This window comes from Cytobacillus oceanisediminis 2691 (assembly GCF_007678455.1).
GTDB classification, from domain to species: Bacteria; Bacillota; Bacilli; order Bacillales; family Cytobacillaceae; genus Mesobacillus; species Mesobacillus oceanisediminis_A.
Genome location: NZ_VEEP01000005.1, coordinates 218123 through 237193 on the forward strand (window position 1 = coordinate 218123; position 19071 = coordinate 237193).

Annotated in this window: 19 protein-coding genes; 17 read left to right on the top strand and 2 right to left on the bottom strand. The window is 44.6% G+C overall.

Annotation, left to right across the window (positions count from 1 at the left end):
- Window positions 1–2: 2 nt before the first annotated feature.
- On the bottom strand, window positions 3–932 hold the full coding sequence (rnhC, locus tag FS736_RS12110) for a ribonuclease HIII (RefSeq protein ID WP_144477513.1): 930 nt from the start codon (window positions 930–932) through the stop codon (window positions 3–5).
- A gap of 132 nt (window positions 933–1064) precedes the next feature.
- On the opposite strand from rnhC, the gene zapA reads away from it, so the two are divergent.
- From zapA to polX, 3 genes are all read left to right on the top strand, one after another.
- The gene (zapA, locus tag FS736_RS12115; protein ID WP_144477805.1) at window positions 1065–1325 is read left to right on the top strand and encodes a cell division protein ZapA; all 261 of its coding nucleotides are present in this window, start codon (window positions 1065–1067) and stop codon (window positions 1323–1325) included.
- A 7-nt stretch (window positions 1326–1332) separates the two neighbouring features.
- Window positions 1333–1875 (top strand): CvpA family protein, encoded by a 543-nt coding sequence (locus FS736_RS12120; protein WP_144477516.1) that lies wholly within the window; start codon window positions 1333–1335, stop codon window positions 1873–1875.
- Window positions 1876–2022: 147 nt separating this feature from the next.
- Window positions 2023–3744 carry a DNA polymerase/3'-5' exonuclease PolX gene (gene polX / locus FS736_RS12125; RefSeq protein WP_144477519.1) on the top strand — a complete coding sequence of 574 codons (1722 nt, stop codon included), beginning with the start codon at window positions 2023–2025 and terminating at the stop codon, window positions 3742–3744.
- A gap of 198 nt (window positions 3745–3942) precedes the next feature.
- Here the strand turns inward: polX and FS736_RS24310 are convergent, their stop codons facing one another.
- Complete coding sequence (locus tag FS736_RS24310) at window positions 3943–4080, bottom strand: hypothetical protein (RefSeq protein WP_186326763.1); 138 nt, start codon at window positions 4078–4080, stop codon at window positions 3943–3945.
- Window positions 4081–4167: 87 nt separating this feature from the next.
- Here FS736_RS24310 and FS736_RS12130 point away from each other — a divergent pair, with 87 nt between their 5' ends.
- From FS736_RS12130 to FS736_RS12190, 14 genes are all read left to right on the top strand, one after another.
- Window positions 4168–6522, top strand: a complete 2355-nt coding sequence (locus FS736_RS12130; RefSeq protein ID WP_144477522.1) for an endonuclease MutS2 — start codon at window positions 4168–4170, stop codon at window positions 6520–6522.
- A 137-nt stretch (window positions 6523–6659) separates the two neighbouring features.
- Window positions 6660–6833, top strand: a complete 174-nt coding sequence (locus FS736_RS24315; RefSeq protein ID WP_186326764.1) for a hypothetical protein — start codon at window positions 6660–6662, stop codon at window positions 6831–6833.
- A 77-nt stretch (window positions 6834–6910) separates the two neighbouring features.
- Entirely contained in the window at window positions 6911–7315 is a 405-nt protein-coding gene (locus FS736_RS12135; RefSeq protein WP_144477525.1) for a DUF350 domain-containing protein, read from the top strand.
- A gap of 283 nt (window positions 7316–7598) precedes the next feature.
- A complete protein-coding gene (locus tag FS736_RS12140; protein ID WP_144477528.1) occupies window positions 7599–9302 on the top strand; it encodes a long-chain-fatty-acid--CoA ligase in 1704 nt (567 codons plus the stop codon).
- A 212-nt stretch (window positions 9303–9514) separates the two neighbouring features.
- The gene (locus FS736_RS12145) at window positions 9515–10117 is read left to right on the top strand and encodes a TetR/AcrR family transcriptional regulator (protein ID WP_144477531.1); all 603 of its coding nucleotides are present in this window, start codon (window positions 9515–9517) and stop codon (window positions 10115–10117) included.
- Between the two features lie 122 nt (window positions 10118–10239).
- Window positions 10240–11013, top strand: a complete 774-nt coding sequence (locus FS736_RS12150; protein WP_144477534.1) for an enoyl-CoA hydratase — start codon at window positions 10240–10242, stop codon at window positions 11011–11013.
- An 87-nt stretch (window positions 11014–11100) separates the two neighbouring features.
- Entirely contained in the window at window positions 11101–11874 is a 774-nt protein-coding gene (locus FS736_RS12155; RefSeq protein WP_144477537.1) for an electron transfer flavoprotein subunit beta/FixA family protein, read from the top strand.
- A gap of 38 nt (window positions 11875–11912) precedes the next feature.
- The gene (locus FS736_RS12160) at window positions 11913–12890 is read left to right on the top strand and encodes an electron transfer flavoprotein subunit alpha/FixB family protein (RefSeq protein ID WP_144477540.1); all 978 of its coding nucleotides are present in this window, start codon (window positions 11913–11915) and stop codon (window positions 12888–12890) included.
- A gap of 161 nt (window positions 12891–13051) precedes the next feature.
- A complete protein-coding gene (gene trxA, locus FS736_RS12165; RefSeq protein WP_144477543.1) occupies window positions 13052–13366 on the top strand; it encodes a thioredoxin in 315 nt (104 codons plus the stop codon).
- Window positions 13367–13599: 233 nt separating this feature from the next.
- Window positions 13600–14793, top strand: coding sequence for a hypothetical protein (locus FS736_RS12170; RefSeq protein ID WP_144477546.1), 1194 nt, complete (start codon window positions 13600–13602; stop codon window positions 14791–14793).
- 110 nt (window positions 14794–14903) lie between these two features.
- Window positions 14904–15857 carry an NAD-dependent epimerase/dehydratase family protein gene (locus FS736_RS12175; RefSeq protein ID WP_144477549.1) on the top strand — a complete coding sequence of 318 codons (954 nt, stop codon included), beginning with the start codon at window positions 14904–14906 and terminating at the stop codon, window positions 15855–15857.
- Complete coding sequence (locus FS736_RS12180; protein ID WP_144477552.1) at window positions 15844–16785, top strand: lysylphosphatidylglycerol synthase transmembrane domain-containing protein; 942 nt, start codon at window positions 15844–15846, stop codon at window positions 16783–16785. Before FS736_RS12175 ends, FS736_RS12180 begins: the two co-directional genes overlap by 14 nt.
- A 1-nt stretch (window position 16786) precedes the next feature.
- Entirely contained in the window at window positions 16787–18262 is a 1476-nt protein-coding gene (locus tag FS736_RS12185; RefSeq protein ID WP_144477555.1) for an alkaline phosphatase family protein, read from the top strand.
- The gene (locus tag FS736_RS12190) at window positions 18249–19028 is read left to right on the top strand and encodes a glycosyltransferase family 2 protein (RefSeq protein WP_144477558.1); all 780 of its coding nucleotides are present in this window, start codon (window positions 18249–18251) and stop codon (window positions 19026–19028) included. The genes FS736_RS12185 and FS736_RS12190 overlap by 14 nt, the downstream gene beginning before the upstream one ends.
- Window positions 19029–19071 lie beyond the last annotated feature (43 nt).

Below are 19071 nucleotides of genomic sequence, written 5' to 3' on the forward strand. Positions count from 1 at the left end.
TTTTACACCCGCGCAATCTTCTTCGCTTTTTCAGTATTAGCAAAATGAAGTTTGACGAACTCGGGCAGCACATCCACACCTTTTTCAAGAATCAGCCTGGCCGCTGCCTTATCAACTGCAGCGCCGGCGCCTTTTGGAATGGTGAAACCTGCGCGTTTACTAAGGTTTTCAAAATGTCGAACAAAAGCATAACGGGCAATCATCGATGCGGCTGCGACCCCTAGATGGATTCCTTCTGCCTTTGTGCTGAACAGGACATTTTCCCGGATGATTTGACGTTGGCCTTTCAAATGTGCAAAATAAATAGGTTCTTTAGCGAATTCATCAATCAGGATCGCTTCCGGTTTTTCTGGGGCGATTTTATCAAGAACATGGTTGATGGCCTGATTGTGCAGCAGGGCTTTCATCTTCCCTTGTGACATGCCCTTCATTTGCATCTGGTTGTATTTTTCATTATGTAAGGTCAGCAGGCTGTGAGGCAAAAAGGTGACTAGCTGTCTCGCAATCTCAATGATCTTATCGTCCTTGAGATTCTTGGAATCCTGGACTCCAAGCTCTTTCAGCACAGGTATATCCTGTCTCCTGACATAGGCGGCGACAACCGTGATCGGACCGAAATAGTCGCCGGTGCCCACCTCATCCGAACCGATGATCGCCATTTCCCCGATATTTTTCGGCAAATGGGCTCCCGGTGCTGGCGCAGCACTTTTTTTAGCTGCAGGTGCTGATGCAGTGCCCCACTTTGCTGCTTCACTTTCTCCATCTTTCCCCTGGAATAAAACTTTTCCTGATTTATAGGCAGTGATCGCACAGGAAGGTGTTTTTGCGGCAAAAACACTGCCGGGCGGAAGTTTATCGATCAGGAACTTGCTGTAATATTCTTTCATCTTTCTGATTTCTTCCGGTTTTTTCTGAAGGACACTATTTCCCATGGCTCTACACTCCTTGTTAAAGTTAGACATTTTCTTCCAAAAACCATATCAATCTGACAGGCAACTACTTCCCAGCGTTTTACGTTCATGATATAGTATAGAATAGGATTCTTATGAATGGGGGCATAAATGTTGTCAGACACAAAAAAAAATCGGTCGACTGTCGATATATATGGACAGCAATATACAATAGTCGGCATAGAAAGCACCAGCCATATCCGGCTCATTGCCTCAATGGTAGATGATAAAATGCGGGAAATCGGTTCAGCGAATCCTTCACTTGATACTAGTAAATTAGCTGTGTTGACGGCTGTGAATGCTGTTAATGATTACATAAAAATGAAAGATCGTGTTGAATCGCTCGAAGCGGAAATTAAAAGGCTAAAGGACTGAATAATTCATGCTTGATCTTGCTGTTTTGGCTATATTGGTCATGGGCTTCATTGTAGGACTGAAGAGGGGGTTCATCCTGCAAACCATCCATTTGGCCGGTTTCATCGCAGCTTTCGTTGTTGCGTACCTATATTACGACCAGCTTGCTCCCAAGCTGACTCTATGGATTCCATATCCGAACCTCGGCAGCAATTCTACATTGAATCTCATATTTGAGAATGCCAATTTAGAAGATGCCTATTATCGGGCTATCGCGTTTGCGGCTATCTTTTTCGCGGTGAAAATCCTGCTCCAGATTATCGGATCCATGCTTGATTTTGTGGCACACCTGCCAATCCTGAAGCAGTTGAATGTCTGGGCAGGAGGGTTTCTAGGTTTTATCGAAGTTTACCTGCTGCTGTTCATCGTTCTTTACATTGCAGCCCTGCTGCCAATCCAGGCGATCCAGGGACCATTGAACGATTCAATTCTAGCCGAAAACATCATAAAAAATACGCCGGTATTCTCTCAGCAAATCAAGCAACTCTGGATTGAATACATGGCTGCATAACTTCTCTATTGCGGAGAAGTTTTTTTTATCGTGCCGAAAAGTTTTCATTTAATTTCACAGTGGGGCTTGTTTTCTATAAAATAGAAGACAATGACCAAGTCCGGGTTATAAAAAACGGTCGAGAAATCGAAAAGGCAGGTGGAGTTCATGTCTGTTAATAAAAAGGATATCGTGCAATTACTTGAAACTATTGCTATATATATGGAATTAAAAGGTGAAAACCCATTTAAAGTATCCGCGTTCCGAAAAGCTGCGGCAGCTCTGGAGGGTGATGAACGGAGCATGTCGGAAATAGGCGATCTGACTGAACTCAAAGGAATTGGCAAAGGCACTGCAGGAGTCATCCAGGAGTTCATGGAAACAGGTCAGTCGACCGAGCTGAAAGAATTACAGGAAGAGGTACCGAGCGGTCTCATTCCGTTGCTGCAGCTGCCTGGAATGGGCGGCAAAAAAATCGCCAAGCTGTATAAAGAACTGGGTGTGGAGAGTATCCATGACCTGGAGGAAGCTGCGAAGGCGGGGAAAATCCAGGACCTCGCAGGATTTGGCAAAAAATCAGAAGAAAAGATTCTCGCTGCGGTTGAAAATTTTGGTACGAGACCGGAAAGGCTTCCGCTTGCCTATATGCTTCCGGTTGCTGAATTAATTGAATCGTATCTTCAAAAGATAAAAGATATCGAACAATTTTCAAGAGCGGGCAGCTTGCGGAGGATGAGAGAGACAATAAAGGACCTGGATTTTATCATCGCTTCCACTGATCCGTCTGCTGTTAAGGACGAGCTGGTCAGGCTTCCAAAAATCAAAGAAATCATTGCTGCAGGCGATACGAAGGTTTCTGTTACCCTTGGGCTTGATTATGATGTCAATGTGGATTTCCGTCTTGTTGATCCTGAGGAATTCGCGACAGCCCTCCACCATTTTACCGGCTCAAAGGACCACAATGTGAGAATGCGGCAGCTGGCGAAGGAAAAAGGAGAGAAAATCAGCGAATATGGTGTGGAGAACGTAGAGACGGGGGAAGTCACCACATTCAAGTCAGAAGAGGAATTTTATCAATATTTTGGACTTCCTTTCGTTCCGCCAGAATTGCGGGAGGACGGCTCGGAAGTTGAGTTATACAAAAAAGATCTGGAACTCATTACACTTGATGCCATCAATGGGGATCTTCATATGCACTCAACATGGAGCGATGGCGGCCATTCAATTGAAGAAATGGCGATGGAATGTATTGCGAGAGGATATAAATACATGGCCATCACCGACCATTCACAGTATCTGAAGGTAGCGAACGGCTTGACGCCCGAACGCTTAAGGAAGCAAATGGAAGAAGTGAAAGAACTGAATAAGAAATTCGATGACTTCACGATTTTGACGGGAATTGAAATGGATATTTTGCCGGATGGAACACTGGATTTCGAGGATGAACTGCTTGCTGACCTGGATTTGGTTATCGCATCGATCCATTCCTCTTTTTCACAGCCTGTAGAAAAAATCATGAATCGGCTGAAGACTGCTTTAGAGAATGCACATGTTGATATCATCGCCCATCCAACTGGACGGCTGATTGGCCGCAGGGAGGGGTATTCTGTTGATATCGATATGCTGATCAAACTCGCGAAGGAAACGAATACGGCGCTTGAACTGAACGCCAATCCTAACAGGCTTGATCTTGCGGCGGAGTACCTAAAAAAAGCGCAGGATGAAGGCGTTAAAATCGTCATCAATACGGACGCGCATAAAGTGGACACGCTGGAACACATGGAAATTGGCGTAACGGCCGCCAGAAAGGGATGGATCAAGAAATCATCTGTCCTGAATGCTTTGGACTTGAAAGGTTTGCTAGATTTCCTGCACGGCCGGGATCAATAAGGGAATTTTAATTCTTTTGTAGAAATGTCTAGCTTCAGCGCATAGCCCCTCGAGACGCTTGTCTAGCTGCGGCTCCTAACTCCTCGAGACGTTTCGGTCCTGCCAATGAAGTCAAAGAACGACTTCACTGGCAGGCCCTCCAACGCTTGTCGGAGTTGGGCAGTCGCCTCCGCTTTTCGAATTGTCTAGTGTCGCCTCCTAGAAACTCCGAAACTTCAACTCCGCCGGCAGAAGCAAAAGCGCTTCTTTGTCGGAGTCTCCAGTTTCTGCGTTTCTGGTCAGTCGGCTATACTTTTCGATTTCGGTCCTGGCAATGAAGTCAAAGAGCGACTTCACTTCCAGGACCTCCAGCGCTTGTCGGGGCTGACCAAAGCGCTTAAGCTTTGCTAATAACCTTCGCTTAGGAAGAAGGAGGAAATTTTTGTGCAGCAACGAGTTTTGAAAACATTGGAATTTGATAAAATCAGGAGCCAGCTGGTAGAACATACATCATCCTCATTGGGGCGGGAAAAGGCAGTAGCCCTGTTGCCTTCGGTCGATTTTGACGAGGTTTCCCGTTTGCAGGAGGAAACAGATGAAGCAGCAAAGGTTCTAAGGCTAAAAGGGAATATACCGTTAGGCGGCATTCACGACATCAGGCCACATGTGAAAAGATCGCAGATTGGCGGGACGCTCAGTCCCCTTGAGCTGGTGCAGGTGGCAAGCACGGTGCATGCCAGCAGACAGATGAAGCGTTTCGTCGAAGATCTTCAGGAAGTGACCGAAGTGCCGATTTTGCTGAGCTACACTGAAGGCATCATCGTACTGGCGAACCTGGAGGAGTCGATCAGGAATGCAATCGATGAAGGCGGCGAAGTTCTTGATGGCGCGAGTGAAGCACTTAGGTCGCTCCGTCAGCAAATGCGGACAAGAGAATCAAGGGTACGGGAGAAACTGGAGAGCATGATCCGCTCATCAAGTGCTTCAAAAATGCTCTCTGATGCCATCATCACCATCAGAAATGATCGATTCGTCATTCCGGTCAAGCAGGAATACCGATCCCATTACGGCGGCATTATCCATGACCAGAGTTCTTCTGGCCAGACGCTGTTCATCGAACCACAATCGGTTGTCCAGCTGAATAATGAGCTGCAGAACATCCGGGTAAAAGAACAGCAGGAAATTGAACGGATTTTGTCTGAGCTTTCAGCCCTGACCGCTGAGCATCATGATGAGCTCCTGGAGATCGTGGTCATCATGGCCGAGCTTGATTTCATGTTTGCGAAGGCCCGATACGGAAGCAAGATCAAGGGTTCGAAGCCAATCGTCAATGACGAAGGCCGAATCAATCTTTTTCAGGCAAGGCACCCATTGATTTCAATAGACGAAGTTGTCCCGAACAGCATCACTTTAGGAAGTGACTATACGACGATTGTCATCACCGGCCCAAATACCGGGGGTAAAACTGTTACATTGAAGACAGTCGGCCTTTGTACACTCATGGCCCAGGCCGGATTGCAAATCCCTGCGCTTGATGGGTCGGAAATCGCTGTATTTGGTTCAGTATACGCGGATATCGGGGATGAACAATCAATTGAGCAAAGCTTAAGTACCTTTTCGTCCCATATGGTCAATATCGTGGAAATCCTAAATAAGGTGGACTATAACAGTCTTGTGCTTTTCGATGAACTTGGAGCCGGAACCGACCCGCAGGAAGGTGCTGCCCTTGCAATATCAATCCTCGATGAAGTATACAAGTGCGGAGCAAGAGTCATTGCGACAACCCATTATCCAGAGCTGAAGGCATATGGCTATAATCGCGAGGGTGTCATCAATGCCAGCGTAGAGTTCGATGTCGAAACACTGAGCCCGACTTATAAACTCCTGATTGGTGTACCGGGACGAAGCAATGCCTTCGAGATTTCAAAGAGACTGGGACTGAAGGATTCTGTCATCGAAACAGCAAGGTCTTATATCAGCGCTGACAGCAATGAGGTTGAAAATATGATTGCTTCCCTGGAATCCAGCCGCAAGCAGGCGGAAAAGGACAGGGATGAGGCCCACCAGCTTCTGAAGGATGCCGAAAACCTTCATAGAGACATGCAGAAGCAGATGGCTGAATATTATCAGAAAAAAGAGGAACTTGCTGATAAAGCAAAAGTCAAAGCGGCATCCATCGTGGAAAAAGCAAAGGATGAAGCAGAAGAAGTCATTCGTGAGCTCCGGAAGCTGAGACTGGAAAAAGGGGCTGAAATCAAAGAGCATGAATTGATTGATGCCAAAAGGCGCCTAAGTGAGGCAACACCAGAGCTAAGCCAGGTAAAGAATGCTGGCAAAGCGAAGTCTGCCCGCCATGAATTCAAGCCTGGGGATGAGGTCAATGTTCTGACCTTTGGCCAAAAAGGGCACCTGGTGGACCGCGTAAATGATAAAGAATGGCAAGTACAGATTGGCATTCTTAAAATGAAAGTGAAAGAGTCTGATATGGAATATATCAATACGCCTAAGCCGGTGGAAACTAGACCGGTTGCCACCGTGAAAGGGAAGGACTTCCATGTAGGCCTTGAGCTTGACCTAAGAGGAGAGCGCTATGAAGATGCGCTTATGAGAGTCGAGAAATATATTGATGATGCCCTGCTTGCCGGCTACCCGCGCGTTAACATCATCCACGGAAAAGGAACAGGAGCCTTAAGGCAGGGAGTCCAGGAATATCTGCGCAACCATCGCTCCGTCAAGAAAATCCGCTTCGGAGACGCTGGAGAAGGCGGAACAGGTGTAACGGTAGTGGAATTCAAATAATGACACGATAAAGAAATGGCTCTGTTAAAGCCCAATGTTGATTTTGCACCTGTTGATTGTAGTGGAAGGCGCGTAGACTCCTCCGAAAATGCTAACGCATTTCCATCGTGCGTGGGCAGATTCGAGGAAGCTGTTCAGTGTCCTGCGGGCGCAGCTGGTCAGGTGAGACCCCGCAGGAGCAAAGCGACGAGGAGGCTCAGCGCCAGCCAAGAAGAATTTGGTCTTTGAAAAAGCTGGCACTTGAGCTTTTTCATAATTCTTCCCCCGCGGAAAGCGAAGCGCCTGGAACGAAAATCAACAGTCTTGTTTAACAGAGAAAAAAATATTAATCCACTCCAGAAACCATTATAATAGGCTTAGGGGTAAAATATATTCAGGGAGATTGGACATGAAGCATTTCTGGGAAAATGAATATGTAGTGACAGCAGGTTATTACAGTGTGGCGATTCTCTGCATGGTTGTATTCCTGGCTGTCTTTGAATTGGTCACTAAATACCGGAACTGGGATGAAATCAAAAAGGGGAATATTTCAGTCGCGATGGCAACCGGAGGGAAAATCTTCGGTGTAGCCAATATCTTCCGCCATTCTATCAACCAGCATGATTCACTTCTCACGATGGTTGGCTGGGGAGTTTTCGGCTTCTTGCTGCTTTTGATTGGATACTTTATTTTTGAATTCCTGACACCGAAGTTCAACATCGATATAGAAATAGAAAATGACAACCGTGCAGTTGGCCTGATTTCCATGGTCATCTCTATCGGCCTGTCGTATATCATCGGGGCGGGAATTTAATCAGGAGGATCAGAACAGATGGAAAAACTGGCAAAAATCTTGCTGATCCTATGCGGAGTCTTTCTGTTGGTCGGCATCATCTATATGATGTTTTTTGCATAAAACTGTAGAAAACCGCCTTTTATGGCGGTTTTTTTAATGGGCAAAATGAACGCTATCTGATTATTTTTTGGGTGTTTGTCCCTATTATCCTACAAAAAACTATTCTAATTGTCATAAAAAGACCATTATATTATAATGGGAGATAGAATTTTCAAAAAATTTTAAATAAGGAGGCGTCAAGATGGAAGTAGAAAAGCCGTGGCTGTCGCAATACCCTCCGGAAATCCCTGCTCATTTGGATCTCCAAAAAGCAACTGTCCAGGATTACCTTAAGCAAACTGCTGAGAAGTACCCCGAGAAGGTTGCCATCCATTTCATGGGCAAAGAACTGACGTATAAGCAAGTCTACAACTATGCGAAGAAACTGGCTGCCTATTTACAAGACTTAGGAATTGAAAAAGGGGACAGAGTCGCGATCATGCTCCCAAATACTCCTCAGTCAATCATCAGTTACTATGCAATCCTGATGGCCGGCGGAATCGTTGTCCAAACAAATCCGCTGTATATGGAAAGAGAGCTTGAGTACCAGATGAAAGATTCCGGTGCCAAAGCAATTATCACCCTGGATATTTTATTCCCTAGGGTGTCAAAGGTCATTGCCAATACGGATTTAGAGAATGTAATTGTAACCGCTATCAAGGATTATCTTCCATTCCCAAAGAATCTTGTCTACCCTTACATCCAGAAAAAACAGTATGGTATTATCGTGAACGTGAAGCATGAAGGCCAGAATCATCTTTTTACCGAGATTATGAAAAAGCCTGCGGGCAAAATTAAGGAATACGAGCTTGACTTTGAAGAAGACTTGGCTTTATTGCAATATACAGGCGGAACAACCGGATTTCCGAAAGGGGTCATGCTGACGCATAAAAACCTGATAGCAAATGCGGCAATGAGCAATGCCTGGCTGTATAAATGTAAAGAGGGGCAAGAAACCGTCCTGGGGATCCTTCCGTTTTTCCATGTGTATGGGATGACAGCTGTTTTGATTTTGTCTGTCATGCAGGGACAAAAAATGGTGCTTTTGCCGAAATTCGACGCTGAAACGACGTTAAAGACGATTCAAAAACAAAAGCCGACACTTTTTCCTGGCGCGCCAACCATTTACATTGGGTTGTTGAATCATCCTGATATTAAGAAATATGATTTGTCCTCGATTGATTCCTGTATCAGCGGCTCTGCGCCACTGCCTGTGGAGGTCCAGGAAAGATTCGAGGAAGTAACAGGCGGGAAGCTCGTTGAAGGATATGGCCTGACTGAATCGTCACCGGTTACTCATGCTAACTTCCTGTGGGATAAAAAGCGTGTGAAAGGAAGTATAGGCGTCCCGTGGCCGGATACAGATGCCGCTATATTCTCTATGGAGACTGGCGAGCCGCTGCCGCCTGGTGAAATCGGCGAATTAGCTGTAAAAGGTCCGCAGGTGATGAAGGGTTACTGGAACAGGCCTGAAGAAACAGAGCAGGTCCTAAAGGATGGCTGGCTGCTGACTGGCGACCTTGGCTATATGGATGACGAAGGTTATTTTTATATCGTCGATCGGAAGAAGGACATGATCATTGCCGGAGGCTTCAATATCTATCCGCGTGAAATCGAGGAAGTCCTCTACGAGCATCCTGCGGTCCAGGAGGTTGTAGCGGCTGGTATACCAGATCCTTACAGAGGAGAAACGGTAAAAGTCTATATTGTGCTGAAGGAAGGTGCAGAGGCGACCGAGGAAGAACTCAACGAGTATTCACGCAAGCATCTGGCGGCCTATAAGGTACCAAGACTTTATGAATTCAGAAAAGAATTGCCGAAAACAGCAGTGGGCAAGATTCTCAGAAGAGCACTTGTAGACGAAGAAAAAGCAAAAAGTTTAGAAGATCAGCAAAAGCGAGCTTAACACTAAAAGCCGGCTTAATCGGCTCTTTCTTTTTGACAAAGAAAGCTTGTCCAATTGAAACACATTTCCTTGACAGAAATGTGAGTGAATACTATTATAAAAATATGAATGACGATTCATTCAGTAAAAAGTAACGCAGACAAAATCGTAATCGGGAGTGTGCCACTTTAGCATTTATTGCTTGTGCTTTTCCTGGAGCGGGAGTGAGTGAATTGAAAAAAAACAGGCCGAAGTATATGCAAATAATTGATGCAGCAGTCGTCGTTATCGCAGAAAACGGCTATCACCAGGCGCAAGTGTCTAAAATAGCGAAGCAGGCTGGAGTGGCTGACGGGACCATTTATTTGTATTTCAAGAATAAAGAAGACATACTGATTTCTCTGTTCCAGGAGAAGATGGGTTACTTCGTAGAAAATATCGAAGAAAAAATTGCAGGAAAAAAGACAGCAACAGAGAAATTATACATGTTGGTCGAAACGCATTTCAAAATGCTTTCCCAGGACCGGCATCTTGCAATTGTGACCCAGCTGGAGCTAAGGCAGTCGAATAAGGACCTCCGTCATAAAATCAACGAGGTGCTGAAAGGCTACTTAATGCTGATCGACAAAATCATTTTGGAAGGCATAGAGAATGGAGAGTTTTCAGGCTCCCTGGATTTGCGTCTTGCTAGGCAGATGATTTTTGGTACGGTGGATGAAACTGTGACTTCATGGGTAATGAATGAACAGAAATACAATCTGCCAGACCTGGCTGAAGCGGTACACCAGCTGCTGATCAACGGCTGCGGTTACCACGGTGCCAAACCGGTCCTTTAATCAAGTCCTTTCCATCTTCCTGTTTATCAGGTCTTATGGAAACGGTACGTAAAAAGGCATGTATCGCACATGGGGCCCATCCCTTGTGCGAAACCTGTCTTAATGTAAAAGGAGGGGAAAATGTGGAGTATCTTAAATGGTCTACGGAGGACAGGATTGCAACAATTACGATTGCCCGTCCGCCAGCGAATGCCCTTGCTTCAGGACTGCTAAAGGAAATATCGGCAGTGCTTGATGAAATCGAGGGAAATGAAGAAGTCAGGGTCATCCTGATCCATGGTGAAGGGAGATTCTTCTCTGCAGGAGCAGATATCAAGGAATTCACCACAATCAAAACCGGTGAAGACTTTGGGAAGCTCGCAGAGTATGGACAAGATCTTTTTGAGCGCATGGAATACTTTCCGAAGCCGATTATCGCAGCTATCCATGGTGCTGCACTGGGTGGAGGACTGGAGCTTGCAATGGCTTGCCACTTCAGGCTTGTCGCAGAAAATGCTAAATTAGGATTGCCCGAATTGCAGCTCGGATTGGTTCCTGGATTTGCAGGGAGCCAGCGTCTTCCAAGATATGTTGGTGTTGCCAGAGCAGCGGAAATGCTGTTCACAAGCGATCCGATCACAGGGGTGGAAGCAGTACAATACGGCCTCGCCAACCACGCCTACCCAGAAGAGGAATTGCTTGAAAACGCATACAAGCTGGCCGGCAAGATTGCGAAGAAGAGTCCTGTATCCATTGGGGCAGCTATCAAACTCTTAAACTATACGAAGCATGAAGCCTTTTACAAAGGGGTCAAAGATGAGGCGAAACTCTTCGGCGATGTCTTCCTGTCAGAGGATGGCCAGGAAGGAATCAAGGCATTCCTTGAAAAAAGACAGCCGGAGTTTAAAGGCAGATAAGCAAACTTTTAGCATCAAAATTTTTTGTTATAAATTTTTCTAATCTTTAGAACAGCTAAAATGTTTGAATACTTAGGAGGGGAACAAATGAATATTTACGTTCTAATGAAGAGGACATTCGATACAGAAGAAAAAATCACGCTCTCAAACGGCAAAATCAATGAAGATGGTGCGGAATTCATCATCAACCCTTACGATGAATATGCAATCGAAGAAGCTATCCAGGTCAGGGATGCCCATGGCGGAGAAGTAACAGTTGTTTCTGTCGGAAACGAGGAAGCAGAGAAGCAGCTTCGTACAGCCCTGGCAATGGGGGCGGATAAAGCAGTATTGATCAATATCGAAGATGACATAGAAGACGGAGACCAGTTCACAACTTCAAAAATCCTTGCTGAATACCTGAAGGATAAAGAAGCCGACTTGATCCTTGGCGGAAATGTCGCAATCGATGGCGGATCCGGACAGGTAGGACCACGAGTTGCTGAACAACTTGGTATGCCTTATGTAACGACCATTACTAAACTGGAAATCAACGGAACTACTGCTACAATCACTAGAGACGTAGAAGGGGATTCTGAAGTCATTGAGACAAGCCTGCCGGTTCTTGTAACAGCGCAGCAGGGCTTGAACGAGCCGCGTTATCCATCTCTTCCGGGAATCATGAAAGCGAAGAAGAAGCCTCTTGAAGAGCTAGAACTTGATGATCTTGATCTTGATGAAGACGATGTGGAAGCTAAGACGAAAACAATCGAAATTTATCTTCCTCCGCAAAAAGAGGCAGGAAAAGTCCTTCAAGGTGAGTTAGCCGACCAGGTTAAGGAACTTGTCAGCCTGCTTCACACAGAAGCAAAAGTCGTTTAAGACATATAGGAAGAATAAATACGCAGGAGGTAAATCAAATGGCGAGAAAAGTATTAGTATTGGGAGAAGCGCGTGACGGACAGCTTAGGAATGTTTCTTTTGAAGCGATCGCGGCTGGAAAAACAGTTGCTGAGGGCGGAGAAGTAGTTGGAGTCTTGCTTGGCGAATCTGTAAGTTCATTAGGCAATGACCTATATCAATATGGTGCCGACAAAGTTGTGGCTGTAGAAGATGCCAAACTGGCACAATATACACCAGACGGGTTTTCACAGGCATTGATGGCTGTCATCGAGCAGGAAAATCCTGAAGGCATCATTTTCGGACATACATCCCTTGGAAAAGACCTTGCACCGAAAATCGCAAGCAAACTGGGCTCAGGACTCATTTCAGATGCGGTAGCGGTAGAGGAAGCGGGAGGCAATCTTGTATTCACTCGCCCAATCTATTCAGGTAAGGCTTTTGAAAAGAAGATTGTCACTGATGGATTATTGTTTGCTACAATCCGTCCAAACAATATTGCTCCTTTGGAAAAAGATGCAGGCAAATCCGGTGAAGTATCAACTGTTTCAGCAGAAATCAAGGATTTAAGAACAATCATCAAGGATGTTGTCCGCAAAGCAACTGAAGGCGTAGACCTGTCAGAAGCAAAGGTCGTTGTAGCTGGAGGACGCGGTGTCAAGAGTGAAGATGGCTTCGAACCTCTCAAGGAACTGGCAGACGTCCTTGGCGGAGCGGTTGGCGCTTCCCGCGGTGCATGTGACGCTGACTATTGTGACTATTCACTTCAGATTGGCCAGACAGGCAAGGTTGTAACACCAGACTTATATATCGCTGCTGGTATCTCTGGAGCAATCCAGCACCTTGCAGGTATGTCAAACTCCAAAGTCATCGTAGCGATCAATAAAGATCCGGAAGCAAATATCTTTAAAGTGGCAGACTACGGAATCGTTGGTGACTTATTCGAGGTCGTTCCAATGCTTACTGAAGAGTTCAAAAAACTCAAAGTCAATGCTTAAAATAATACATTAAAACGGACGTGAACAGCGTCCGTTTTTTCATTTTTTAAAGAATATTCAAATGCAAAGAGGGTAAATTACAACAAGAGCATATAGATAGCATCAATTGGTAAACGATGATATACTGACGATATTATCCAGATTTTTTAGGAGGCATTCAAATGGCTATTACACATGCTACTGACGCAACTTTTGCTAACGAAACAGGATCAGGCCTAGTGCTTGTTGATTTTTGGGCACCATGGTGCGGCCCTTGTAAGATGATCGCTCCTGTGCTTGAAGAATTAGATTCAGAAATGGGCGACAAAGTGAAAATCGTGAAGCTTGATGTGGATGACAACCAGGAAACTGCAGCACAATACGGCATCATGAGCATTCCGACATTGCTTGTCCTTAAAGATGGACAGCCGGTTGATAAAGTAATCGGTTTCCAGCCAAAAGAAGCACTTGCAGGACGTCTTCAGCAGCATATCTAATCAACTAGCAACAAAAAAATCCCGCCATCTCATTGATGGCGGGATTTTTTTGCGTTGATGAAGATTCATCAGAAATTCTAACAATAGGGCATGATAATTTCAATGTTCATTAGTTTGTCAAAGTTTTCTCACAAAGTTCGTTGACAGTGAAAATCATTCTCGATTATAATAACAACTGTGATTGAAAATCATTATCATTTAAAAAAGAAATTATCAATTGGGGGCATACAATCATGAAAAAACGAGATCTTAAAATAGTTTTTGCTAGTTTCATAATGGCGAGTGCTGTATTGGCTGGATGTGGCGCGGATAAAGATACAGCTTCAAAGCCTGAGGATAAAAAGCAAGAAGAAACCGTAAAAAAGGAAGAAACGACAGAAGCTGAAGAAGCGGAAACAGAAGTCGAGTATGGTGATGTATATAAGGAAGCTGTCACCGAGCTTGAAAAAGCCAAGGAAAACAAGGATGTCGACTTTGATAAAGTAACAAAGCTTTATAACGAAAATCTTCAAAGCCTAGTCCAGAAGAGAGATCAGGAATTTGAAGATACAGTTGACCAGCACATCACGACAGCATTACAGGCTGGAAAAGATGGTTCAATGGATAAGGTAGTTGTTAAACAAATTTTCGATAAGCTTATGCAAAAAGTATTTTATACTACGATGAAACATGAATTTATCGAAGTGGCTGAAAACTGGGATGATAAAGAAGCAGTGAAGGAAGAAATTGAAGAGGCAAAAGAATTTTACGCAATCATTGAAGGTACAGTCCAAAAACGCGATGATGCTAATGGCACGAACATGAAGGATGCAATTTCCGGCGGGTTCGCTGAAATGGAAAAGGCTGTTGAGGCAGATGACCAATTAGCATTCAAGCTTGGACAACAAGTTGTCGATAAAACGTTAATGAAGACATTCTACCTTGCAACTGCTGCAGTTCCAAATGGTTATGCTACTAAAGCCGCAAATGAGGCAAAAGAAGATGCCGAAGCGGCTAAAGTTGAACAGGCAGAAGGATGGGCCTTCTACCAGTCAATTGCTAGCTACCTTGTAAAGAACGCACCGGAAGAAGCAGAGATTATTGAAAAACAGTTCAACCTGGAAACTGATGTGAAGACGATTGACCCGGCAGCTGTAAATAATGCTGCAGTCAGAGGTTTTGCGAAAATTGCTCTCCATGAATTAGAAGAAAGCGAAGAGAACTGGGGCGAGGATAAAGGGGTAATCACAGCTCTTGAAGGCGCTCTGTTCACTGACCTTATTGGTGAAGACATTAAGCGCCTGGTCGGTGAAGAGGTATATGCTTCACTTTCAGAGAACGCCCAAAAATATTACGAAGCTGCCAAAGCAAAAGATAAAGAAAATGGAGAAGTTTTGAGGAAAGAAGTAGAAGCAGCTCTTCAGACTGTAATCGATTCAGCAAAATAATGCTTGCCGGAAGAACCTTGTACCCTGACAAGGTTTTTCCTTTTTTACTCTGCTTCTAAATTTCTCTATAATATAGAATGGCAGAGACAATCGTGACTGAGGTGTATTCTTTGAAAATAATCGTTACAGGCGGTGCCGGTTTCATCGGCTGCCACCTATCAAGAAAGTTAGTGGAAGAAGGCAATGAGGTACTGGTCATAGATGCAATCCATCCTTATTACTCAAAAAAAAGGAAATTGGACCAGCTGGATTACATTGGAGAAGCGGGACCGTATCGATTTGAGGAAAAGAACCTCCTGGATGATGAGGAGGATATCCGGAGAATTTTCCTTGAATTTCAGGCAGACTGTGTAGTTCACCTGGCAGCATTGCCTGGAGTCAGCTACTCACTTGAAGCCCCCGGGCAATATGTCGATTATGATGTAAAAGCGACCGTCAACGTCCTGAAGTTCTCCGGCGAGTCGAATGTAAAGAAGGTCATTTACGCTTCCTCATCTTCTGTATATGGAGAACAGGCGAATAAACCATTAACAGAAGCAATGGCAACTGGCAAAGTGATCTCACCCTACGCTGCAGCTAAATATGGTGCCGAATCCTTTTGCCATGCATTCGCTAGCATGTACAAGTATGATATGACAATCCTTAGGTTCTTTACAGTGTATGGTCCATGGGGCCGGCCAGATATGGCGATCACAAAGTTTATAGAAAGAATTTTGAACGGTGAAGAAATCACGGTTTATGGCAATGGGACATCACGTGATTATACTTACATAGATGATATAATTGAAGGGATTTATGCAGCAATCCATAAAGCGCGTGGAACGAATATTATGAATTTAGGATCTTCCTGCCCAGTTTCCATCGAGGAATTGATAGAGGCTATCGCAAAACATTTTCCAGATATGAAGATTCACCATGCAGGGTTCAGGCAGGGGGATGTGACCTCGACTTGGGCTGATACCTCCAAAGCGAAGGAACTGCTGGGTTTCCAGGCCAAAATACCTTTCGATGAAGGGTTGGCCAGGACAGTGAAGTGGGCAGTTGATTACTATGGCAAGGAATAAGTCCTTACTTTTTAAAATCGTTGGAATGATTCTTGTAATCATTTTTGCAATCTTTTCATTCAGGTACTTCCATATCGGCACATTGATAGACGAGAGCATCCATTTTTGGAGGTCAGGTTTTCTGTTTTGGGGTGCCGCATTTACATACCTCCTTGCTTTTCTAATCAGGGCCCTGGCATGGAAAATATATATTCCGAAACAAGTGAAGTACTTGAACTGTGTGCAGGCTATATTTTTAAGCTTATTCATCAATCATATTACGCCTGTCAAAGCAGGGGATTTTTTTCGTGCGGGGTTCCTGGCCGCCAAGGAACAAGAATTGACCGGCGATGAATCCGCCAATTCCGTGATTTTTATGCGGTTCCTCGATATAGTTACATTGGCATCCATTACCGGAGCAGGATTATTGATCTTAGGCAAAGATCTTGTCTTCAATCTCTCCTTGCCATTATTGGCAGCTTTCGCGATTCTCGCTGTCATCGGAATTATGCTTCTAAACCGTTTTTTTTCTGGTTTTGTCCAAAAGCATCTGATAATGTTGAAGGATGCTTTGTCCCAAAAAAGGAGTCTCTATCTATTCCCATTGGTCATCATCAGTTGGGTATTGGAGAGCTTCGTCATCTGGAATGTCGCAAAGTCCATGGGGATCTCTTTTTCTTTCATTGAAGGCTTGTGGGTCAATTCCCTTACTGTTGGAGGCCAGGTTTTCCAAATTACACCTGGCGGAATATCAACGTATGAATCAGTTATGACATCCGCTTTGGCCATTTTGGGGATTGGGACCAGGGAGGCCTATACAGCTTCCATTTTAAGCCATGGCTTTAAATTTGTTTTTTCATATTTTACTGGCCTGCTGTTATTGATTTCCTCTCCTGCATATTTTCGCAGGGAACTAAGGAATTTCAGGTCAGGGAGAAAGAAGGATTAAAATGAAAAGTGCATCTAAATTTGAAAAATTTGCGGCCCGAAGCTGGAATCTGCTTAATGAAGGGAAGCCATTCACGCCAATTTTCACGATTGGCACCATGGTATTATTCCACATCGGCGATTTGGGCAGCGCGGGAAGGTTCACAGAGTTCCTTTTCGCCCTGCTTACAGTCCTGCCGCTGTTTATCATGTATTTTATTTATGATTTTCCTTTGTTTTTGAGAAACTATCTATGGATTCCGTTTATCGTATTTATCGTTATTTGGCCTGATCTTAACTTAAGTTTGCTGCTGTTTGCAGCTGGCCTTTATTTTTTCTTTACCGTGTTTTTCTGGGGGACGTTTTATTACCACTTAAGAATTGGCACTTCCTGGCTGAACTTCACGAGATTTTGGAAGCTCGTTTTAAAGAACAGTGATTCGACAAGCGGTAATGCCCAGGAGCAGCTTCCGAAGTTCTTGCTGCTGCTCTCCGTATGGGAATTGTCATATACCGCGATTTCTGGCGGCTCTGGTCTTCCCCTGGCGGATTTGGCGATCTTTTATGGCTTCATATTATTGTTTGCCTTTATTTTGCACAAATATTTATTCGACTGGAAACCAAAGGCTTATGAAACGTATACAAAGGATGAGGGGCCTGATGTTCCTCAAAATGGCCTGTCCGATAAGGTGATTGTCATCGTCATTGATGGAATGCGTAAGGAACGTTTTTACGAGGCGAATACGCCTTTTCTCGACCAGTTAAAAGAGAATGGCACGGAATATCTGAATATGGAAACATTGTACCCTGCGAGAACCGTGGTGTGCTTCAGTTCAATGTTTACCGGTACCTATCCGTTTGAGCATGGCATAAAATCCAATATGGTCTATAAGCTTGGGGTCAATACGGAAACGATCTTTGACTCGCTGAGGAAAGTTGGCAAAAGGGGAAGACTGCTTGGCATAGCCCATCTGGTTGATGCAATGGGAAGCGATGTCGAGACCGTGACGGCTGTGATGCATAAGGATAAAGCTGACACTAATATGCTCGCCAGGGCAAGAAAAATCATGGACGAGCAGGACCCTGACATGTTTGTCGTGCAAATGATTGGGACAGACCAGGTTGGACACAGCCGCGGAGTCCTCTATGATGATTATATTGAAAAAATCGAGGAAGCCGACGCACTGATTAAGGAGTTTGTTGAATGGCTCGAGGCAGAAGGAAAAATGGAGAACACTACGCTTGTCGTTTGTGCAGACCATGGGCAGGCTGACGGAATCGGGGGCCATGGCCACCTTGATGAAGGTGAAAGATTTGTTCCATTTTTCATGCATGGGCCGCATATCAGGAAGGGAAATAAAGTCCAGGAAAAGCATAGCCTCGTCTCACTTGCTCCGACGATTTCCTATCTGATGGGAGCGCCGTATCCAGCAAGCAGCAGGGGCAAAGTCTTAATGGACGCAATCAAAGCAGAGAAGGAAGAGAATGAATTTGAATAAAGTGATCGTATTTTTACCGGCTTTTAATGAGGAAGAGTCAATAGCTGAAGTGATTGGCAATATACCGCGCAGTTTTGCCGGTGCTGCTCAGGTGGAAGTGCTGGTCATTGACGATGGATCTAACGATGGAACAGTTGCTGAAGCAAAAAAAGCAGGGGCAGACCATGTCATCAGCTTTGAAAAAAACCGCGGCCTGGGTGCCGCGGTCCGAAAGGGAATACAAGAGTGCTATAAGATGGGTGCAGATGTCGGTGTAATGATTGATGCAGATGGAGAATATCCTGCATGGCAAATTCCTGATATCGTCAAACCAATCTTGAATGGCGAAGCAGATTATACAATGGGCTCAAGATTTATGGGCACAATAAAAGGAATGAAATTTCACCGCAGGATGGGGAATTATTTTTTCACATTTTTGCAAACCTTATTATTGAAAAAATGGCTTTATGATGGACAATCTGGAATGAGGGCGTTTTCACGGCAGGTCCTCAAGCATGCGGAAATCATCCATGATTACAATTATGCGCAAGTATTGACACTGAACCTTGTCCGAAAAGGCTTCAGGGTGCTGGAGGTGCCAATCCAATACCGCGTGAGGACAACGGGCACATCCTTTATTTCGTTCAAAAAATATATGACGAATGTGGTGCCTGCCGTCTACCGGGAAATGTCCAGGCCGGTATCTAAACTTGCTGGAGAAGAGATTTTTCAACGTAAAGGCAGTAAAAAAAGTGACAAAAAGGTGACGGTTATCAAATATGATTGACATTCATAATGATAATCATTATCATTATCATTGTAGGAGGGAA

What these genes read in the sequence shown, in the direction of transcription:
- rnhC (WP_144477513.1), bottom strand. Translation starts at nt 932, where the DNA reads ATGGGAAATAGTGTCCTTCAGAAAAAACCGGAAGAAATCAGAAAGATG.
- FS736_RS12120 (WP_144477516.1), top strand. Translation starts at nt 1,333, where the DNA reads ATGCTTGATCTTGCTGTTTTGGCTATATTGGTCATGGGCTTCATTGTA.
- polX (WP_144477519.1), top strand. Translation starts at nt 2,023, where the DNA reads ATGTCTGTTAATAAAAAGGATATCGTGCAATTACTTGAAACTATTGCT.
- FS736_RS12135 (WP_144477525.1), top strand. Translation starts at nt 6,911, where the DNA reads ATGAAGCATTTCTGGGAAAATGAATATGTAGTGACAGCAGGTTATTAC.
- FS736_RS12140 (WP_144477528.1), top strand. Translation starts at nt 7,599, where the DNA reads ATGGAAGTAGAAAAGCCGTGGCTGTCGCAATACCCTCCGGAAATCCCT.
- FS736_RS12155 (WP_144477537.1), top strand. Translation starts at nt 11,101, where the DNA reads ATGAATATTTACGTTCTAATGAAGAGGACATTCGATACAGAAGAAAAA.
- FS736_RS12160 (WP_144477540.1), top strand. Translation starts at nt 11,913, where the DNA reads ATGGCGAGAAAAGTATTAGTATTGGGAGAAGCGCGTGACGGACAGCTT.
- trxA (WP_144477543.1), top strand. Translation starts at nt 13,052, where the DNA reads ATGGCTATTACACATGCTACTGACGCAACTTTTGCTAACGAAACAGGA.
- FS736_RS12170 (WP_144477546.1), top strand. Translation starts at nt 13,600, where the DNA reads ATGAAAAAACGAGATCTTAAAATAGTTTTTGCTAGTTTCATAATGGCG.
- FS736_RS12180 (WP_144477552.1), top strand. Translation starts at nt 15,844, where the DNA reads ATGGCAAGGAATAAGTCCTTACTTTTTAAAATCGTTGGAATGATTCTT.
- FS736_RS12185 (WP_144477555.1), top strand. Translation starts at nt 16,787, where the DNA reads ATGAAAAGTGCATCTAAATTTGAAAAATTTGCGGCCCGAAGCTGGAAT.
- FS736_RS12190 (WP_144477558.1), top strand. Translation starts at nt 18,249, where the DNA reads ATGAATTTGAATAAAGTGATCGTATTTTTACCGGCTTTTAATGAGGAA.